Origin of the sequence: Flagellimonas amoyensis (assembly GCF_003058265.1) — a bacterium.
Taxonomy (GTDB): Bacteria; Bacteroidota; Bacteroidia; order Flavobacteriales; family Flavobacteriaceae; genus Flagellimonas; species Flagellimonas amoyensis.
On record NZ_QBUK01000012.1, the window covers coordinates 101,127 to 119,929 of the forward strand.

Consider the following 18,803-nt stretch of genomic DNA (forward strand, 5'->3'; position numbering starts at 1 on the left):
AATATCTACTTTTAGCGCTTGACCCTTCCAAAATCTCAAACCAACAACATAAAAAATGCCCCGGAGATCCAGGGCATTTTTTCGTTTTTTGATTGGTGGTAAACTCCTGTTATCCTCTGGAAATATCCCCGGAGCCTGATGATTTTGAATTGATTTTTTTAGGATTTCCACGGTAATGGATGTCTCCCGATCCCGAAACCTTGGCATCTATGGACTGGTTGGCCGTTACCCTGATGTCCGCTGATCCGGAAACGGTGGCTTTCACAAATTCCGCTTCCAGTTCGTAGGCTTTGATGTCTCCCGATCCGGATACCATGACATCGAAATCCGTGGTCCGTCCGGAAAGGTTGATGTCACCCGAACCAGAGAGGGAGGCCTCCACTTCTTTGGCCTCCACAGCTAAGGTGATGTCACCAGACCCGGCAATCCTTGTGCTGAACCTGTCGGATTCGATAGTGGTCCTGCCCACGATGTCGCCAGACCCTGACAAGCTCACAGAGCTGATGGATTCTACGGGAACAGTGATCAGGATTCCCGAGTTCCAATTGGAAGGTTTCAGTTCCATCCCTTTCTCGGTCTTGATGACCAAAACGCCGTCCTTGACCTCGGTTATGATGTGCTCCAAAAGGTTGGATTCTCCTCTTAGGGTGATTTCCCCTTCGTTGCCCGCCACTAGGTCCACATCGAACCAACCTGCAAGTGACACTCCGTCATAGTCCCCAACGGAACGTTCGGTGGTGACCACATTGCCGTCTCCTTTTACTCTACGTCCCCATTGGGCGTTGGTGATGGCCACGGTGGTCAATGCTAGTGCGAGTGTGATGATTTTTTTCATGATTTTTCGTTTAAATGGTTTTTTGATATGATGTTTTAGTTTTGATAGAATGTGATGCCGCCATAATCGCTGGTAATACTCACCGTGTTGCCGGAGTTTTCCCGTCCGTAGTATCCTTTGTAATACTTCTCGCTTGATTTTTCCTTGCTGATGTTGATCTCAAAATCATCCTTTCCGCTCACGCCGGCATATTCAGTGATGATCTCAAAGTCAAAATAATACTGCGGGTGGTAGCCAATTTTGATGCCGGTATAATCTGTCCGTATTTGGATGTTGCCCGCATCCGGTGCCATTTGGTCGATCTTCAAGGAACCATAGTCCCCGGAGATGCCCACATTGCCATGAACGGTGCCCAGTTTTATCCCGATGTAATCCCCATTGCCGTTCACGTTCTTGATGTTTTTGGCCTCAAGGGAACCATAGTCGCAGGAATACTCCAAGTTTTCCATCTCATCGATGACAGCATTGGTATAATCGGCCTTTATGGTAAGGTTGCCTGCTTTTCCGATGGTGAACCCGGAATAATCGGCCACGATCTCGGCACTGTTGATATAATCAAAGGTGGACCGTGAGGTGTAATCGAAACGGAGTTCATTGTTGCGACCGCGTAGCTCGCCCACATCTATTTTTCCATAGTCACACTTGATCTTGGCATGGCCATCAATGCGGTCCAGGAAAATACTGCCATAGTCGTTGCTCAGGCTCACATTGTTCTTCACGGGCAGTTTGATGGTGTAGTTCACCTGTACGCTGACGCTGTTGCGCTTGCCCCAGCTCCATCCCCAGCTGTTGTTCCTGTCGCCAAAGAGGGTCCTGGCGGAGACCATACTGGAACTGTTCTCAAAATCCACGTTGATCTCGTCCAATCGTTCCCGCACACGGTCTTCATTGTTGCCATTGGTCTTGATCTGGACCTCTATCACCACCCGGTTTTCGTTCCATGAGGTAATGTTGAGGTTGCCATAACTGTTGTCCACCTTGAAAAGTGCATCGGCATTTACATTGAACTCCTTTTTAATGGTCTTTTCCTTGGTGTACCTGCCGTTCAGGTTGTCATTGCCCACATCGGCGCTTATGGCCAGGGGAATCAAAGCCAAGGTGAAAAGAATCTTTTTAAATGGTAAAGCTTTCATCATTTTGTGATTTTAAATTCTTGATATCTTCTATTTGGCTCAAAACTTCTCTTAAAAGGTCAATGCGGGTCTGGAAATTGATGATCATGGCGTTCATGATGATCTTGCTGTCCCCACCGTTGACCAAATCCTGTTCCAGCCCCCGGTAATCTTTTTGCAACCGTTGTAACTGGGACAAAGTGTCATCGACCAACTTTGCCGTCTCGGGCGATTTCTCGTCCTTCAATTGCTGCACCTGTTGCTCAATGAGGTTGGCAAAGTAAAACTCCGTCTGGCCTACCTCGGGAGCGATCTCTACCACTTGTTGTTTGATGCTGGGCGTAGGCCCGAATGCCTGATATCCCAATACGGCCACCAATGCCACGGAGGCGGCGATGGAGAGGGGCTTCCACCATGAAGTTTTCTTCCTGTGGATGGAAACCGTGCCCTGGGCCTGGTTCAGTTTTTCCAAAAACCGTTCTTGATGCCCACCTTGTGGCTCCTCGATATCAAACGCTCCTTGGAGCCGCTCAAACAAATTATCTAAACTATCCTTGCTCATCTTCTACATGTTTACGGTCAACTTACTTCTCAGGCTTTCCTTGGCCCTCGAGATCATGGTCCTACAATTAGCATAGCTAATGTTCATTATTTCACTGATTTCTTCGTAATCGTACCCTTCAATTAGATGTAAGGTCAAAGAAACTCTGTAATTGTCTTTCAAACTTTTCATGGTTTCCATCACTTTTTGAGCCTTCAGTTCAGTATAACCATTCTGGTCTGAAGCAACTCCATCATTATCTTCGACCTTGTACATGATATCATCCAAATCCGCAGTCCTGTTTTTTTGCTGCTTTTTGTACTGATAGATGCTGTTGTTGATCACGATCCGTTTCAGCCATGCCCCAAAGGTGACGTCTCCTTTGAAAGTATGCATCTTGGTGAATGCGCTCAGGAACGATTCCTGCATCACATCCTCTGCCTCGGCGGGATCTTTTACAATCCTATAGGCAGTGTTGTACATGGCCTTATAATAGCGATTGTAGATCTCCATTTGTGCACTTTGTTTTCCCTGCATGCACGATTGGAGCAGTGCATCAATATGTTCATTTTGGTGGCTCAAAAAATGAATGGTTTGTCTTATAGATTAGGGAATTTACCAATTGTTACACTTTTTTCTTAAAATTTATTTTTCAATGGCACAGGAATTGCCCTTTAGGAGAGAACGGCAAGTTATATGATTTTCATAAGTGTTGATTATGAGAGTGTTGAGGTGGTTTGTCGAAAGAATTTAAAAGTGTTTTTTTTGTCGCTTATGACAAAATGACCGAAAAGAGGAAATGGGAGAGATGAAAATATCAAGATTTGACAATATTGACCTTCAGGGATTGGACGAGGATGCGGAGTTGATTCCACTGCTCACGCCTGAGGACGAAGAACAGATGAACAAAGAGGAACTGCCGGACACCTTGCCCGTGCTTCCCCTACGAAATACCGTGCTGTTCCCTGGAGTGGTGATACCCATCACCGCAGGGAGGGACAAGTCCATCAACCTAATCAAGGATGCCAACAATGGCACCAAAACGATCGGTGTGGTGTCCCAAAAGGACGAACAGACCGAAAACCCCGGCGTTGAGGACATCAACACCTTGGGGACCGTGGCCCGCATCCTAAGGGTGCTCCAAATGCCGGATGGCAACACCACCGTCATCATCCAAGGAAAAAAGCGGTTCCAGATAGAGAGCATCGTCAGCGAAAAGCCCTATTTGACCGCCAAGGTAAAGGAGGCCGAGGAAATACGGCCCGATGAGAAAAGCAAGGAATTTGAGGCCATCATCGATTCCATCAAGGAATTGGCCTTTAGGATCATCAAGGACAATCCCAACATTCCCAGTGAAGCCACCTTTGCCATCAAGAACATCCAGAGCAATTCGTTCCTGATCAACTTTGTGTCCTCCAACCTGAACCTGAGCGTTGCGGAGAAGCAGCAATTGCTGGAGATCCCGAACCTTCAGGAAAGGGCCTTGGCCACCTTGAAGTACATGAACATGGAACTTCAGAAACTGGAACTGCGCAACGATATCCAGAGCAAGGTGCGCAGCGATATGGACCAGCAGCAACGAGAGTACTTCCTGCACCAACAGATGAAGACCATCCAAGAGGAATTGGGTGGCCTGTCCTATGAAGAAGAGGTGGAGGAAATGCGTGCAAAGGCCAAAAAGAAAAAATGGAACAAGAACGTCCAGGAGCATTTTGAAAAGGAACTGGCCAAAATGCAGCGCATGAACCCCCAAGTGGCCGAATATTCCATTCAGCGGAATTACTTAGACTTGATTCTCGACCTGCCTTGGAACGAGTTTTCCAAGGACAAGTTCGACCTGAAACGGGCGCAGCAGATCTTGGACAGGGACCACTACGGTCTGGAAGATGTGAAACGACGTATCATAGAATACCTCGCCGTGTTGAAACTGCGCAACGATATGAAATCGCCCATTCTTTGCTTGTACGGACCTCCGGGGGTGGGTAAGACCTCTTTGGGCAAGTCTGTGGCAGAGGCCTTGGGTAGGGAATACGTGCGCATGTCATTGGGTGGTTTGCGTGATGAGGCCGAGATCCGTGGGCACCGAAAAACCTATATCGGGGCCATGCCGGGGCGTATCATCCAAAGTTTGAAGAAAGCCGGGACTTCCAATCCAGTTTTTATTTTGGACGAGATCGATAAATTGTCGAACAGCCATCAAGGGGATCCCTCCTCTGCGATGTTGGAGGTGTTGGACCCAGAGCAGAATGCGGAGTTCCATGACAATTTCCTGGAAATGGGGTATGACCTTTCCAAAGTGATGTTCATTGCCACGGCAAATAACCTGTCCTCCATACAGCCTGCTTTGCTGGACCGTATGGAGATCATCAATGTGACGGGATATACCATAGAGGAAAAGGTGGAGATTGCCAAGCAACACTTGTTGCCCAAACAGTTGAAGGAGCACGGACTTTCTGCCAAGGACCTGAAAATCGGCAAACGCCAATTGGAAAAGATTGTAGAAGGCTATACCCGAGAGTCCGGGGTACGTAACCTAGAGAAACAATTGGCCAAAATGGTGCGCTATGCCGCAAAGTCCATCGCCATAGAGGAGGAGTACAGCATAAAAGTATCCGATGAGGATGTGGAAAAGGTCTTGGGACCTGCCCGATTGGAGCGCGATAAGTACGAAAACAACGAAGTGGCCGGTGTGGTCACAGGCTTGGCATGGACCAGTGTGGGCGGAGACATCCTTTTTATAGAATCCATTCTTTCCAAAGGAAAAGGGATGCTGAACATCACCGGGAACTTGGGCAAGGTGATGAAGGAATCCGCGACGATAGCCATGGAATACATCAAATCCAATGCGGATACCTTTGGTATAGACCCCGACGTGTTCGATAAATACAATGTACACATCCACGTGCCCGAGGGCGCCACGCCCAAGGACGGACCCAGTGCAGGGATCACGATGTTGACCTCCTTGGTGTCGCTCTTTACCCAACGCAAGGTGAAAAAGAGCCTTGCCATGACGGGAGAGATCACCCTTCGCGGCAAGGTATTGCCCGTTGGGGGGATCAAGGAAAAGATCTTGGCTGCAAAAAGGGCCAGGATCAACGAGATCATCCTGTGCAAGGACAACAGAAAGGACATTGAGGAAATCAAGGAAGAATATCTAAAAGGGCTTACCTTCCATTATGTCACGGATATGAGCGAGGTCATCGACATTGCCATTACGGGACAGAAGGTGAAAAATGCCAAAACCCTATAATTCAATGACGGTCGTCATATGATCGTAAGGGCTTTTCTGCCTATTTTTGGCGCATGGGAAAAATTACGATTGCGATAGACGGACATTCGTCCACAGGAAAGAGCACCATTGCCAAACGCTTGGCCAAGACCCTTGGCTATATTTATGTGGATACGGGAGCCATGTACAGGGCCGTGTCCCTATATGCGCTGAACCATGGACTGATCGATGCCGAAGGGGAGATAGAGGTAGCTGCATTGGTCCAAAAATTACCACAGTTAAAGCTCAAGTTTGTCCCCAATGTGGATTTGGGGATTTCGGAAATGCACCTGAACGGTGAAAATGTGGAAAGGGAAATCCGATCCATGAAAGTTTCCGGATATGTCAGCAAAGTGGCCGCTATCAAGGAAGTGCGCGAAATGCTCGTCGAGATGCAGCAAGAGATGGGCAAGGACAAGGGCATTGTGATGGACGGAAGGGACATCGGCACCGTGGTTTTTCCGGATGCGGAGCTCAAATTGTTCATGACGGCATCTCCCGAGACCCGGGCGGCAAGACGCTACAAGGAACTGTTGGACAAAGGGGAGGAGGTTACCTATGAGGAAGTGCTCAAAAATGTGCAGGAACGGGACCGGATAGACTCCACCCGTACCATTTCTCCCTTAAAAAAGGCCAAGGATGCCATTGAGTTCGACAATGGCGATATGGGATTGGAAGAACAGTTTGAACGCATTTACGACTTTTCCCAACGGGTGATTGCGAAGCGAGGGTGAGTAGATAGCTGTATTGACTTTTCTTAATAATTCATTGTAAATGATTAAGGTGTATTAGAATTACTAACATCAATGTTCTTATATTGTTAAATCCACATATAGAGTTAATAATTTTAAGTGTTATTTCAGATATTTGAATTTTAAAGCTTAAATTAACCTATAAAAGCCTATATTTCTATAATATATATTTCATTATTTACGTAAATCAGCAAATATCTAAAAAATGCTAATTGAATTTAGTGTGGGGAATTATCGCTCCATCAAGGATGTACAGACAATCAGTTTTGTTCCAACTGGTTTAAAAAGTCCAGAGAAGTATGATTCTATTGACAAGAATAATATTGCAAGGCTTCATGGATATCAAACGTTTAAAACAGTTGGTATATATGGTGCAAATGGAAGTGGCAAAAGTAATTTGGTCAAAGCGTTGGATAATTTTATTAAGGTCGTCACTCAAGAAGCAAGCTCTAGTTCTAATATGGAAGCGCTTTGTGATCCATTCTTGTATCAAGATGATTCAGAATATTCTGAATGTTATTTTCAAATTGTACTTGTTATTGATGAAAAGAAGTATCGTTATGGGCTAACTGCTAAAAGAAATCCTAAACAAAAAGAAGAAGGAGATTCATCTTGGAGCAAAGAAATTGTTACAAATGAATGGCTTTTTGGAACAAAGGAAAAGAATATGGCAGAACTCTTTATCCGTACAGGGGCCGATATAAAAAAGGACCGATTGCCAAATAATGAATCTATTCCACCTACTGTAGCTTATGAACATACTTTGTTTTTGACACATGCTGCAGCATTTGATAGTGAAGGAGTAAGTCAAAAAATACGCAATTATTTGGGTCACTGGACAATTTCCAATTTGAATAGTGAGCATGAGAGATTCAGGAAAATGTCAGTTAATATGATAACTTCTAGGGGTAAAAAGGATGAATTTTTAGATATGTTGTCTTCATTTGATCTCCGCTATTCAGATGTTGAAATAGAGGATGAGGAAGAAATTAAGAATTCAAAGCTTATACCACAAAATATTATCAATCTTTCTAGAGAGTATTCCCCGTTAGAAGGCAATAATCGTTCTGTATTTTTAAATCTTCAATACAATGAATCAGTTGGCACGCAAAAATTATTTGATTTAGCAGGACTTCTACTAATCACATTTAATTTAAGTAAGCCGGCATTTGTAACATTAGATGAAATAGACAGTAATTTTCATCCTTCATTGCTAATTAAACTAATAAAAATGTTTAATGACCCATCTATAAATAAAAGTCAATCTCAGCTTTTGTTTACCAGTCATGATACAAATTTAATGTCTCCTTCAATTATGAGACGAGATCAATTTTACTTTGCTGAAAAAAATGAAGATCAATCAACTAGACTGTATTCACTGGCTGATTTGAGGGGAATCAGAAATGATGCAGATTTTGCTAAACAATATTTGGCAGGGTTTTATGGAGCCTTACCGATTCTCAATGATTTTGTTGAAAGTTGATGGAGGAGCCTTGGAAAATAAAAGAATCAGATGAGCGTAAAGAGGATATGCTCAAAACATACATAATCTTCTGTGAAGATTCGGTTAGTGAGCCTGTGTATTTTAAATACTTTGAAACCAAAAAGATTAAGGTGAATTTAGTTCCAAATCAAAAAAGTTCAATGCACAATGTCCTTAAGGCTGTTGCTCATTGTCGAGCGCAGGGGATGATTGATGAAAATGAAGGTGATGATTGGAGTCTTACAGAAGATGCAAATGTGTGGTGTGTATTTGATAGAGATAAAAATTCAAATGGGGCAGATAATGAATCGGGTAATATAGAATTTGACGAGGCTATTGCTCATGCAAAGCGGCGTGGAATAAAGGTCGCATGGAGCAATGATTCTTTTGAGCTATGGGTTTTGCTTCATTTCGAGGAGGTGCAAATAACAGATGAAAACGTCTGCCATCGACTTTCATATTATGATAGGTTAACAGAGGTGTTTAGGAATATCGACAATCCCGGAGATAAATTAGAACGAGCAAGAGTCCATGAAACTTTCAACTATAAATCCAGTTTAAAAAGTGAAAATAACTTTAGGTATGTTGTGCGACCAAAGATGATTCCAAATACAGAAGATGCTATAGCTCGTGCTAAATTGCTAGAGGAGCAATTCAACAATGAGAAACTACGTAGTCACGAACGTTGTCCATTAACACTGATTCATCATCTTCTGGAAGATATTCTGACAAATCATTAAAATAAAAATAGTTGTACTTTAAACGTGTGAAATAGAAATGGCGAAAATAGGCGCCATTTCTATTTTATTAAGAATACACTACAAATTAGGAATCACCAACACCTGATCGGGATGGATCACATCTGGGTTTTTCAGGATGTTCGTATTCGCCTCAAAAATCTTGTTGTACTTCATGGCATCCCCATAATAGTGCTTCGCGATCTTGCTCAACGATTCCCCGCTTTTTACGGTGTGCCTGTGATAGACCGACTCGTCCGCCACGGTGATGTTGGCCTTGATGTCCGAAGGTTTCTCGCCCCCGATCTCCTTTATCTTGTCCCACAGCATGTTCTTTTCATAGGGGGTGGCGGCCACTCCCTTGATCTTTAGGACGCCACCGTCCTCAGTAACATCACCATCCTTTATGTTCAGTTTAAGACCTAGGTCCAGAACGGGCTGATACTTTGCTTTTGCGCTCATGTTTTCCTTATTTTATAGTTAATAATTAGAACCCTCAAGATAGCTATTATGGCCCTATTTTACCATTAAATTATGGTAATACTTTCTTTACGCCAACCTTTGGTGCCGTAGGCTTTGTGAATCAATAAATTAATTGTATTTTTGCACACCTTTTTGACAAGGAAGCAAGAGGAAAAGGGAACAGGAACATTTTTAAAAACCACTTTCGCGGTGATTGTCCAACTCTTGTAAAGCGCGGAATACAAATTTGAATCAGCACATGGCTGAAGAAAAAGCAACCGTTGAGGCAACAGAAACTGCCGCAGCACCAGAAGTAAAAGAAACACAGCCCAAACAAGATCCACAGGAATTCCTGGCCAATTTTGATTGGGACAAGTATGAAGAAGGAATTGAGCGCGTAGATGACAAGAAACTCAAGGAATTCGAGACCCTTGTGGAGGAAAATTTCGTGGACACTGCCGATGAGGAAGTAGTCGAAGGAACAGTGGTGCACATGACCGACCGTGAGGCCATCATTGACATCAATGCAAAATCCGAAGGGGTGATCTCCTTGAACGAGTTCCGTTACAACCCCAACCTAAAGGTTGGTGACAAGGTTGAGGTACTCATCGATATCCGTGAGGACAAGACCGGCCAATTGGTGCTTTCGCACAGAAAGGCAAGGACCATCATGGCTTGGGATCGCGTTAACGCTGCCCATGACAAGGAGGAAATCGTACAAGGTTTCGTAAAATGTAGGACCAAAGGAGGTATGATCGTTGACGTTTTCGGCATCGAGGCGTTCTTGCCAGGTTCACAAATCGATGTGAAGCCTATCCGTGACTACGATCAGTACGTAGGAAAGACCATGGAGTTCAAGGTAGTGAAGATCAACCACGAGTTCAAGAACGTAGTGGTTTCCCACAAAGCCCTGATCGAAGCGGACATCGAAGAGCAGAAGAAAGAGATCATCGGCCAATTGGAAAAAGGTCAAGTATTGGAAGGTGTCGTGAAGAACATCACTTCTTATGGTGTGTTCATCGACCTAGGTGGCGTGGATGGTTTGATCCACATTACCGACCTTTCTTGGAGCAGGATCAACCACCCCAACGAAGTTGTTGAGTTGGATCAGAAATTGAACGTGGTTATCCTTGATTTCGATGATAACAAATCAAGAATCCAATTGGGTCTTAAGCAGTTGGAGAAACACCCATGGGATGCCCTTGGTGATGAGATCAAAGTAGGTGACAAAGTAAAAGGTAAGGTAGTGGTGATCGCCGACTACGGTGCCTTTATCGAAGTTGCTGAAGGAGTGGAAGGTCTGATCCACGTTTCTGAAATGTCATGGTCAACGCACTTGCGTTCTGCCCAAGACTTCGTGAACGTTGGTGACGAGGTGGAGGCCGTTGTCCTTACCTTGGACAGGGAAGATCGTAAAATGTCTTTGGGTATCAAGCAATTGACCCCAGATCCATGGACCGATATCACTTCCAAATATCCAGTGGGATCCAAACACAAAGGAATCGTTCGTAACTTCACCAACTTTGGCGTATTCGTAGAGTTGGAAGAAGGAATCGACGGGTTGATCTATATCTCCGACCTTTCTTGGACCAAGAAGATCAAGCACCCATCCGAGTTCGTTACCGTTGGTGACACCTTGGAAGTGGAAGTTCTTGAGTTGGATGTTGAAGGACGCAAGTTGAGCTTAGGTCACAAGCAGACCACGGCAAACCCTTGGGACAAGTACTCCGAGGAGTTCGCTGAAGGTACCATTCACAAAGCTGCGATCGCAGAAGTAGTGGACAAGGGAGCTACCATCAACTTCAATGAGGACATTGTTGGATTTGTTCCACAACGTCACATGGAAAAAGAAGATGGTAAGAAATTGGTGAAAGGTGAAGAAGTAGAGTTCAAGATCATCGAGTTCAACAAAGATTTCAAACGAGTTGTGGCCAGCCACACTGCTATCTTTAGAGAGCAAGAAGAGAACAATGTAAAAGCGGCCAAGAAGAGGTCTTCCTCTTCTGACGAGGCGGCACCCACCCTTGGTGATGCCAACGCCCAGTTGCAAGCATTGAAGGATAAAATGGAAGCTGATTCCAAGAAAAAGTAATCAGGTTTTCCTAAAAACAAAAGCCCCACTGTTTCCAGTGGGGCTTTTTTTGTGTCGTTGCCATTCTAAAGAATTGCTTACTTTTGCATACAACAGAGTCGGTCGCAAAACCTATGAGCCAAAAAGTACTTCTCACTTCAAAGGAAATCAACATCATACTGCACCGGCTGGCCTGTCAGCTATTGGAAAACCATTTGGACTTTACGGATACGGCACTTATAGGCATACAGCCCAGAGGCGTATTTTTGGCCGAAAGGTTGGCCAAGATCCTGAAACAGGAGTATGAAGTGAAGAACATCTCCCTAGGTTTTTTGGACATTACCTTTTTTAGGGACGATTTTGGACGTGGGGAGATCCTTAAGGCCAATACCACTAAAATGGACTTTCTGGTCGAGGACAAAAAAGTGGTTTTCATTGACGATGTGCTGTACACGGGAAGGAGCATCAGAGCTGCCCTTACGGCCATTCAGTCCTTCGGAAGACCAAAAAACATCGAGCTCCTCACCTTGATCGACAGACGTTTCAGTAGGCATTTGCCCATACAGCCCAATTACAGGGGCAGGCAGGTGGATGCCATCAACAACGAAAAAGTGAAGGTGATGTGGGAAGAAAATGACGGAGAAGATATCGTATATTTAGTAAGCAAATAGAACAATGAGCGAATTGAGTGTAGATCACTTGCTGGGAATCAAATATCTGAACAAGAAGGATATAGAGCTCATTTTTGAAACAGCGGACCATTTCAAGGAAGTCATCAACAGGTCCATAAAAAAAGTGCCCACCCTTAGGGATATCACCATTGCCAACATCTTTTTTGAGAACAGTACGCGAACACGGCTTTCTTTCGAGCTGGCCGAAAAGCGATTGTCTGCCGATGTGGTCAATTTTTCCGCAGGCCAGTCCTCGGTAAAAAAAGGGGAAACCCTCATCGACACGGTGAACAATATCCTCTCCATGAAAGTGGACATGGTGGTGATGCGCCATCCCAATCCCGGTGCGGGCATATTTCTTTCAAAACACGTAAAGGCGGCCATTGTGAATGCCGGCGATGGGGCACACGAACACCCTACCCAGGCCCTTTTGGATTCTTTTTCCATACGGGAAAAACTGGGCGATGTGGGTGGTAAGAACGTAGTCATTGTCGGGGACATTCTGCACTCCAGGGTGGCCCTTTCCAATATTTTTGCATTGAAACTGCAAGGGGCCAATGTCAAGGTCTGTGGTCCAAGGACCCTTATCCCAAAGCATATAGAATCTTTGGGTGTCACTGTGGAAACGGATTTAAGGAAGGCCCTACAATGGTGCGATGTAGCCAATATGCTCCGTGTCCAGAACGAACGGATGGACATCAGTTATTTTCCCTCCACCCGCGAATATACCCAGCAATTTGGGGTGAACAAGGAGCTGCTGGACAGCTTGGACAAACAGATTGTGATCATGCACCCAGGACCCATCAACCGTGGAGTGGAGATCACAAGTGATGTTGCGGATTCCGACCAATCCATCATTCTGCACCAAGTGGAGAACGGAGTGGCCGTCCGCATGGCAGTACTCTATTTATTGGCATCAAAAATTAAGTAAGATGATTTTCGACAAAGAAGGAACGACCACCATTGTTTTTCAGGAGAAAACCTCGCTTTCTACCTTCATGGCAAACCTGAACAACGCCTATCCCAAATTGAAACACGACCATATTGTTGTCAACCTGTTCTCATTCAATAAATTGACAGCAAATGATATCTTGGAGTTTTTGGATATTTCGAATACGCACAAACGCTCCGGAAAATCCTTCGTGCTGGTCACGGACAGGGTTTCCTATGATGAGATACCCGATGAGATAAGCCTTGTGCCAACCTTACAAGAGGCCAAGGACCTCATTGAAATGGAGGAAATAGAAAGGGATTTGGATCTATGAGGTTGACCATTCTAGGTTGTTATGCCGCGACACCAAGAACGTTTACCAATCCCACCTCCCAGGTGCTTGAAATACAGAACCATCTTTTTTTGATCGATTGTGGCGAAGGAACCCAGGTGCAATTGCGGAAGTACCGGGTCAAATTTTCCAGGATCAAGCATATTTTTATTTCCCACCTCCATGGCGATCACTTTTTTGGGTTGCCCGGACTCATTTCCACTTTCAGGCTTTTGGGACGGGAAAACGAACTGCACATCTATGGGCCCAAGGGCATCAAGGAAGCCATTACCCTCTTTTTGAAACTGGGCGATTCGTGGACCAATTTTCCCCTGATCTTTCATGAGATCGAATCAAAGGAAACAACACTTTTGTTTGAGGATGACAGGGTCAGCGTGCATACTATTCCCTTAGATCACCGGGTCTATACCAATGGGTTCCTGTTCCGGGAAAAGGAAGCCCCCCGCACTTTGGATGTGGAGGCGGCCAAGCATTTTGGAGTTGATAAGAGCCAATACATCAATATAAAAGATGGGGCTGATGGTATCTCCAAAAATGGAGAGATGGTCCCCAACGTGAAACTCACTTTGGACCCGCCGAAGCCGAAAAGCTACGCCTATTGCAGTGATACCGCCTATAAGGAGAGTATAGTGCCCCTGATAGCGAACGTGGACGCCCTTTACCATGAGTCCACTTTTTTGGATTCCGAGGCCCATCTCTGCGCAAAAACCAAGCATTCCACGGCCAAACAAGCGGCCCAGATTGCCCAGCAGGCAAAAGTGGGAACACTGGTTTTGGGACATTATTCCACAAGGTACAAATCCATCGAACTTTTTAAGGAGGAGGCGCAAGAGGTGTTTTCCCATGTGGAGTTGGCGGATGATGGAAAGGTTTTTGAATTCTGAGGCGTTGAGCCTGTAAAGCAACCATTTTCAGGTATTTGCATCTTAGGGTTAAAATCTGTTGCTCATGAAAAAAGCCGTACTTGCAAGTATTTACACCCTATTTGTCTTAATGGTATCCTGTAATGACAAGGATGATGACCATGGAGAAAGTTCAGTGGCCGATTTGTTGGGCCAGTGGAGCGACACCTTTGATCAGGGGGATGGCAAGATTATTACTTCCTATACATTTATGGCCGACTCAACTTATGGATTTAGTTCGGATTTTTTTGGGTTTAATGGAAAACCCTTAACAGAGCTCACCGGTTTTTCAGAAGTTTCAGGTGTTTTTGAAGTTGAAGGGGATAGTTTGATTTTACGGGCAGCACAATCCGAAGGATTCTTCAAAAGCAAGTTTTGGATAAAGGACGATGTGCTCCATTTGGAATATATTTCATACCCTGCCGATGCTCCCGTACTTACCCAGATGGAGTACGATAGGGTGGATTGACCATCACTATTCCTACTTCCCATGGATTGGAATAAAAAGTATTCTTTTTAACGGAACTATCTTTTGTTGAGATTTGAATTTTGCCGAAATTCACATCATGCAAAAAGACCTTGGCAATTACAGAAAATCCTACGAAAAAAGTGAGCTGACCGAAGGTTCCATCAAGGAGAACCCTTTGGAGCAATTCCAGAAATGGTTCTATGAAGTGGAGGCCTCGGATGGGGTGGACGAGCCCAATGCGATGACCGTTTCCACCATTGGTCTGGATGGGTTTCCCAAGAGCAGGGTGGTGTTGATGAAAAAATACACCCACGAAGGGTTCATTTTCTATACCAACTACAAGAGCGAAAAGGGACGTGCCATTGCGGCCGACCCTTCGGTGTGCCTTTCTTTTTTCTGGCCCAATATGGAGCGGCAGGTCATCATCAAGGGGAATGCAGAAAAGATAGCGGAAAATCTCTCGGATGGCTATTTCGAGTCCAGGCCCTTTGGGAGCCAGTTGGGTGCCGTCGTCTCCAACCAAAGCGATGTGATCGGTTCCAGGGAGGTGTTGGAAAAGGAACTGGAGGCATTGGAAAAGCAGTACGAAGGGCAGACCATTGAAAGGCCACAGCATTGGGGCGGTTATTTGGTAAGGCCCATTTCCATTGAATTTTGGCAGGGAAGGCCCAATAGGCTACATGATAGGATAAGATATACCCTTCAGGAAGATCACGACTGGAAAATAGAACGTTTGGCACCTTAAATTTCACTACGATGAAACAATTGATATTGATGAGGCATGCAAAATCCTCATGGGACTACGAGGTTTCCGATAAGGACAGGCCCCTGCGGCAAAGAGGCATCAACGATGCACATATGGTGTCCAAAACATTCAAGGCCCATGCACCCAAAGTGGATGCCATCTATTCGAGTCCCGCCCTTAGGGCGCTCCATACCAGCATGATCTTTGTCCGCAACTTTGATTTTGACCTGGCGCATTTCAGGGTGGACAAATCGTTGTATGATTTTTCCGGGGACAGTGTGCAGCGCTTTGTGGAACAATTGGACAATGGTCTGGAAACAGTGGCCCTATTTGGCCATAATTATGCCTTTACATCACTTGCAAATGCTTGGGGAGATCAGTATATTGAAAACGTTCCCACTTCAGGACTGGTGCACATTACATTTGATGTGGACGATTGGTCCAAAGTTTCCAAGGGCACCACAAGACAAACGGTCTTTCCAAAACAGTTGAGATAAGTAGATGATAAAAACTAAGAATGAATATATAAACAGGGAAATCAGTTGGTTGCGTTTTAATGCCAGGGTGCTCCAGGAGAGCAATGACAAAAGGGTGCCACTGATTGACCGGCTGCGGTTCTTGGGAATCTTCAGCAATAACCTGGATGAGTTTTTCAAGGTTCGATATGCCACCGTGAAACGGATCGTGGATGCCGGAAAAACCGGTAAAAGCGTGTTGGGAGGGGAAAGGGCCAATGACCTTTTGGAAGAGATCACCAAAATAGTGATAGACCAACAGGCACGTAGCCTAGAAATCTTTAAGGCCATTGAAAAAGAGCTCAGGTCGGAAAATATCTTCATCATCGATGAAAAAGAGGTAAGCGAGAGCCAAGCAGAGTTCATACGCGACTACTATTTCAAAAAGGTGAACCAAGAGTTGATGACCATCATCCTCAATGATCTTACAGAGTTCCCCTTGCTCAAGGACACCGCGGCCTATTTGGCCGTAAAGATCGTGATGAAGAACGGTTCCGGGCAGGGCAAACATAACCGGTATGCCCTGATCGAGATCCCAAAGGGAATCGATCGTTTTGTGGTCCTTCCCAAAGAAGGGGAGAAGAATTACATCATCATTTTGGATGATCTTATCCGTTTCTGTTTGGACAATGTCTTCACCATGTTCGAATTTGAGTCCATATCCGCCCATATGATCAAGATCACGAGGGATGCCGAGCTTGATATCGACAACGATCTGAGCAAGAGTTTCATCGAGAAGATCTCTTCCAGTGTGGAACACAGGAAAATAAGTGACCCGGTCCGTTTCGTCTATGACAAAAAGATAGATAAGGATACCCTGCAGTTCTTGAAGGAGAAAATGGACATCATGGGAACGGATAGCGTGATCCCGGGAGGGCGGTACCACAATAGGCGGGACTATATGGGATTTCCAAGTTTGGGCAGGCACGACCTCATGTACGAGAAAATTGAGCCACTGCCCGTAAAAGGGTTCAGTATGAAGGGAAGTCTTTTGGAAATGATCGCCCACAAGGACTACATGATCTATGCCCCATACCACACGTTCAGTTATGTGACGAAGTTTTTGCGGGAAGCTGCCTTGGATCCGAAGGTCCGCAATATCAAGATCACCATATACCGATTGGCCAGTGACAGTCAGATTGCATCGGCCTTGATTAATGCGGCAAAGAATGGTAAGCATGTGACCGTTCAGATTGAGCTACAGGCAAGGTTTGATGAACAGAACAACATTGAATATGCCAACTATCTGCAGGCAGAAGGGGTCCACCTGATCTTTGGCGTGCCCGGACTGAAGGTGCACAGTAAGATCTGTATGATAGAACGCGAAGAGGGCCATGGGATCAAACGGTATGGGTTTATCAGTACCGGGAACTTCAATGAGTCCACGGCCAAGATCTATACGGATTACACCCTTTTCACGGCACACGAAGGGATTTTGAAGGATATGAGCAAGGTGTTCGGTTTCTTTGAGACCAATTACAAGATCAACAAATACAAGCATCTTATCGTTTCCCCACATTACACAAAGTCCACCTTCATCAAACTTATCGATAAGGAAATCCATAACGCCAAACAGGGAAAGGAGGCCTACATCAAAATAAAGATGAACAGCCTTACCTCCTATAAGATGGTGGATAAACTCTATGAGGCAAGTAGGGCAGGGGTGAAGATTCAGATGATCATCAGGGGTATTTGTTGTCTTATCCCCGGAATTGAGGGCATGAGCGAGAACATTGAGGCCATCAGTGTAGTGGACAAGTTCTTGGAGCATCCCAGATCGTTCATTTTTGCCAATGGAGGCCATCCCAAGGTCTATATTTCCTCGGCTGACTGGATGACCCGGAACCTTGATTTTAGGGTAGAAGTGGGCTGTCCCATCTATGATGAGGAAATCAAACAGGAGCTGTTGGACACTTTTGATATTTCGTGGAGGGACAATATGAAGGCCCGGGTACTATCGGCCAAACAGGACAACGCCTATCGCCAGAAAGCGAGGGGTGAGGTCGGATTTCGGTCACAGATAGAGATGTACCGATATTATCAAGAGAAATTGGAATCTTAATACCGTTTGAATTTGGTCATACGCAAATTTGCCGCCATAGACATTGGATCCAACGCCATAAGGTTGTTGATCAACAATGTCATTGAACAGGAGAACAGGCCCACGGCCTTCAAAAAGAGTGAGCTCGTTCGGGTGCCTGTCCGTTTGGGGGAGGATGCTTTTCTCAGGGGAAAGATTTCTGAAAGGAACATGGACCGGCTGGTCAGTACCATGAAATCCTTTGACCTGTTGATGCAGGTCTATGGTGTGGAAAAATATATGGCCTGTGGTACTTCTGCCCTTCGGGAGGCAAAGAACGGACGCGAAGTCGTGGAGCGGGTCATGAAGGAGGCTGGGATGAAAATCGAGCTGATCGATGGGAAAAAGGAAGCCCTCATCATAGCATCCACCGATTTGAAAGATATCATCAAGAGCGATAGGATGTACCTATATGTCGATGTGGGCGGTGGCAGTACCGAGTTTACCATTTTTGACAAAGGAAAACCCGTGATGTCCCATTCCTTTAAGATCGGTACCGTACGTATCTTGAGCAATTTGGTGGATGACACCGTTTGGGACGAAATCAAGACTTGGATCAAGACAAACCTTCCCACAGATGGTAGGGTGGAGATCATTGGTTCGGGCGGAAACATCAACAAGCTCCATAAAATGTCAGGTCGGAAAATAGGCCAGCCCTTATCCTACATCTGGCTGAACGCGCAGTACCACTTTCTGAACAGTATGGCGTATGAGGACCGTATTTCCGAACTGGGGCTGAACCAGGATAGGGCGGATGTGATCATTCCTGCGACCAAAATATTCCTGAACGCTGCAAAATGGAGCAAGGCCAAAAAAATCCATGTGCCCAAAATCGGTCTGGCCGATGGGATGATCAAAACCCTATACTACCAATAGT

The 18,803-nt window shown here is 45.3% G+C and carries 19 protein-coding genes; 14 read left to right on the plus strand and 5 right to left on the minus strand.

Annotation, left to right across the window (positions count from 1 at the left end):
- Positions 1–109: 109 nt before the first annotated feature.
- From DB398_RS15965 to DB398_RS15980, 4 genes are read right to left on the minus strand one after another with little or no spacing between them, the layout of a single operon-like run.
- On the minus strand, positions 110–835 hold the full coding sequence (locus tag DB398_RS15965) for a head GIN domain-containing protein (RefSeq protein ID WP_108425455.1): 726 nt from the start codon (positions 833–835) through the stop codon (positions 110–112).
- A 35-nt stretch (positions 836–870) separates the two neighbouring features.
- Positions 871–1,968 carry a hypothetical protein gene (locus tag DB398_RS15970; protein WP_108425456.1) on the minus strand — a complete coding sequence of 366 codons (1,098 nt, stop codon included), beginning with the start codon at positions 1,966–1,968 and terminating at the stop codon, positions 871–873.
- A complete protein-coding gene (locus tag DB398_RS15975) occupies positions 1,949–2,509 on the minus strand; it encodes a hypothetical protein (RefSeq protein WP_108425457.1) in 561 nt (186 codons plus the stop codon). The genes DB398_RS15970 and DB398_RS15975 overlap by 20 nt, the downstream gene beginning before the upstream one ends.
- A 3-nt stretch (positions 2,510–2,512) precedes the next feature.
- On the minus strand, positions 2,513–3,070 hold the full coding sequence (locus DB398_RS15980; protein WP_108425458.1) for an RNA polymerase sigma factor: 558 nt from the start codon (positions 3,068–3,070) through the stop codon (positions 2,513–2,515).
- Positions 3,071–3,287: 217 nt separating this feature from the next.
- Between DB398_RS15980 and lon the strand changes: the two genes are divergently transcribed.
- The 4 genes from lon (at position 3,288) to DB398_RS16000 (ending at position 8,731) form a co-directional block, all read left to right on the plus strand.
- Complete coding sequence (gene lon, locus DB398_RS15985; protein WP_108425459.1) at positions 3,288–5,738, plus strand: endopeptidase La; 2,451 nt, start codon at positions 3,288–3,290, stop codon at positions 5,736–5,738.
- 53 nt (positions 5,739–5,791) lie between these two features.
- Positions 5,792–6,490 (plus strand): (d)CMP kinase, encoded by a 699-nt coding sequence (gene cmk, locus DB398_RS15990; protein ID WP_108425460.1) that lies wholly within the window; start codon positions 5,792–5,794, stop codon positions 6,488–6,490.
- A 223-nt stretch (positions 6,491–6,713) separates the two neighbouring features.
- Complete coding sequence (locus tag DB398_RS15995; protein ID WP_108425461.1) at positions 6,714–7,991, plus strand: AAA family ATPase; 1,278 nt, start codon at positions 6,714–6,716, stop codon at positions 7,989–7,991.
- Positions 7,991–8,731: an RloB family protein gene (locus tag DB398_RS16000; RefSeq protein ID WP_108425462.1), complete on the plus strand. Its 741-nt coding sequence runs from the start codon at positions 7,991–7,993 to the stop codon at positions 8,729–8,731. Before DB398_RS15995 ends, DB398_RS16000 begins: the two co-directional genes overlap by 1 nt.
- A 78-nt stretch (positions 8,732–8,809) precedes the next feature.
- Here the strand turns inward: DB398_RS16000 and DB398_RS16005 are convergent, their stop codons facing one another.
- Complete coding sequence (locus tag DB398_RS16005) at positions 8,810–9,190, minus strand: LysM peptidoglycan-binding domain-containing protein (RefSeq protein WP_108425463.1); 381 nt, start codon at positions 9,188–9,190, stop codon at positions 8,810–8,812.
- 259 nt (positions 9,191–9,449) lie between these two features.
- On the opposite strand from DB398_RS16005, the gene rpsA reads away from it, so the two are divergent.
- The 10 genes from rpsA (at position 9,450) to DB398_RS16055 (ending at position 18,802) form a co-directional block, all read left to right on the plus strand.
- Positions 9,450–11,282 (plus strand): 30S ribosomal protein S1, encoded by a 1,833-nt coding sequence (rpsA, locus tag DB398_RS16010; protein ID WP_108425464.1) that lies wholly within the window; start codon positions 9,450–9,452, stop codon positions 11,280–11,282.
- A 113-nt stretch (positions 11,283–11,395) separates the two neighbouring features.
- Positions 11,396–11,932, plus strand: a complete 537-nt coding sequence (pyrR, locus tag DB398_RS16015; RefSeq protein ID WP_108425465.1) for a bifunctional pyr operon transcriptional regulator/uracil phosphoribosyltransferase PyrR — start codon at positions 11,396–11,398, stop codon at positions 11,930–11,932.
- 4 nt (positions 11,933–11,936) lie between these two features.
- Positions 11,937–12,863 (plus strand): aspartate carbamoyltransferase catalytic subunit, encoded by a 927-nt coding sequence (locus DB398_RS16020; protein ID WP_108425466.1) that lies wholly within the window; start codon positions 11,937–11,939, stop codon positions 12,861–12,863.
- 1 nt (position 12,864) lies between these two features.
- Entirely contained in the window at positions 12,865–13,197 is a 333-nt protein-coding gene (locus DB398_RS16025) for a ribonuclease Z (protein ID WP_108425467.1), read from the plus strand.
- Entirely contained in the window at positions 13,194–14,099 is a 906-nt protein-coding gene (locus DB398_RS16030; protein ID WP_108425468.1) for a ribonuclease Z, read from the plus strand. The genes DB398_RS16025 and DB398_RS16030 overlap by 4 nt, the downstream gene beginning before the upstream one ends.
- Before the next feature lie 64 nt (positions 14,100–14,163).
- Entirely contained in the window at positions 14,164–14,586 is a 423-nt protein-coding gene (locus tag DB398_RS16035) for a hypothetical protein (RefSeq protein WP_108425469.1), read from the plus strand.
- Positions 14,587–14,683: 97 nt separating this feature from the next.
- Entirely contained in the window at positions 14,684–15,331 is a 648-nt protein-coding gene (gene pdxH, locus DB398_RS16040; RefSeq protein ID WP_108425487.1) for a pyridoxamine 5'-phosphate oxidase, read from the plus strand.
- Between the two features lie 11 nt (positions 15,332–15,342).
- Positions 15,343–15,828, plus strand: coding sequence for a SixA phosphatase family protein (locus DB398_RS16045; protein WP_108425470.1), 486 nt, complete (start codon positions 15,343–15,345; stop codon positions 15,826–15,828).
- A gap of 4 nt (positions 15,829–15,832) precedes the next feature.
- On the plus strand, positions 15,833–17,908 hold the full coding sequence (ppk1, locus tag DB398_RS16050; RefSeq protein ID WP_108425471.1) for a polyphosphate kinase 1: 2,076 nt from the start codon (positions 15,833–15,835) through the stop codon (positions 17,906–17,908).
- A gap of 12 nt (positions 17,909–17,920) precedes the next feature.
- Complete coding sequence (locus DB398_RS16055) at positions 17,921–18,802, plus strand: Ppx/GppA phosphatase family protein (RefSeq protein WP_108425488.1); 882 nt, start codon at positions 17,921–17,923, stop codon at positions 18,800–18,802.
- Position 18,803: the final 1 nt, after the last annotated feature.

Bases quoted from the DNA above. Each gene is read 5' to 3' on its own strand.
- DB398_RS16020 (WP_108425466.1), top strand. From the start codon at position 11,937: ATGAGCGAATTGAGTGTAGATCACTTGCTGGGAATCAAATATCTGAAC.
- DB398_RS16025 (WP_108425467.1), top strand. From the start codon at position 12,865: ATGATTTTCGACAAAGAAGGAACGACCACCATTGTTTTTCAGGAGAAA.
- DB398_RS15965 (WP_108425455.1), bottom strand. From the start codon at position 835: ATGAAAAAAATCATCACACTCGCACTAGCATTGACCACCGTGGCCATC.
- DB398_RS16005 (WP_108425463.1), bottom strand. From the start codon at position 9,190: ATGAGCGCAAAAGCAAAGTATCAGCCCGTTCTGGACCTAGGTCTTAAA.
- DB398_RS16030 (WP_108425468.1), top strand. From the start codon at position 13,194: ATGAGGTTGACCATTCTAGGTTGTTATGCCGCGACACCAAGAACGTTT.
- rpsA (WP_108425464.1), top strand. From the start codon at position 9,450: ATGGCTGAAGAAAAAGCAACCGTTGAGGCAACAGAAACTGCCGCAGCA.
- DB398_RS16035 (WP_108425469.1), top strand. From the start codon at position 14,164: ATGAAAAAAGCCGTACTTGCAAGTATTTACACCCTATTTGTCTTAATG.
- DB398_RS16000 (WP_108425462.1), top strand. From the start codon at position 7,991: ATGGAGGAGCCTTGGAAAATAAAAGAATCAGATGAGCGTAAAGAGGAT.
- cmk (WP_108425460.1), top strand. From the start codon at position 5,792: ATGGGAAAAATTACGATTGCGATAGACGGACATTCGTCCACAGGAAAG.
- DB398_RS15970 (WP_108425456.1), bottom strand. From the start codon at position 1,968: ATGAAAGCTTTACCATTTAAAAAGATTCTTTTCACCTTGGCTTTGATT.
- DB398_RS15995 (WP_108425461.1), top strand. From the start codon at position 6,714: ATGCTAATTGAATTTAGTGTGGGGAATTATCGCTCCATCAAGGATGTA.
- ppk1 (WP_108425471.1), top strand. From the start codon at position 15,833: ATGATAAAAACTAAGAATGAATATATAAACAGGGAAATCAGTTGGTTG.
- DB398_RS15975 (WP_108425457.1), bottom strand. From the start codon at position 2,509: ATGAGCAAGGATAGTTTAGATAATTTGTTTGAGCGGCTCCAAGGAGCG.
- pdxH (WP_108425487.1), top strand. From the start codon at position 14,684: ATGCAAAAAGACCTTGGCAATTACAGAAAATCCTACGAAAAAAGTGAG.
- pyrR (WP_108425465.1), top strand. From the start codon at position 11,396: ATGAGCCAAAAAGTACTTCTCACTTCAAAGGAAATCAACATCATACTG.
- DB398_RS16045 (WP_108425470.1), top strand. From the start codon at position 15,343: ATGAAACAATTGATATTGATGAGGCATGCAAAATCCTCATGGGACTAC.
- lon (WP_108425459.1), top strand. From the start codon at position 3,288: ATGGGAGAGATGAAAATATCAAGATTTGACAATATTGACCTTCAGGGA.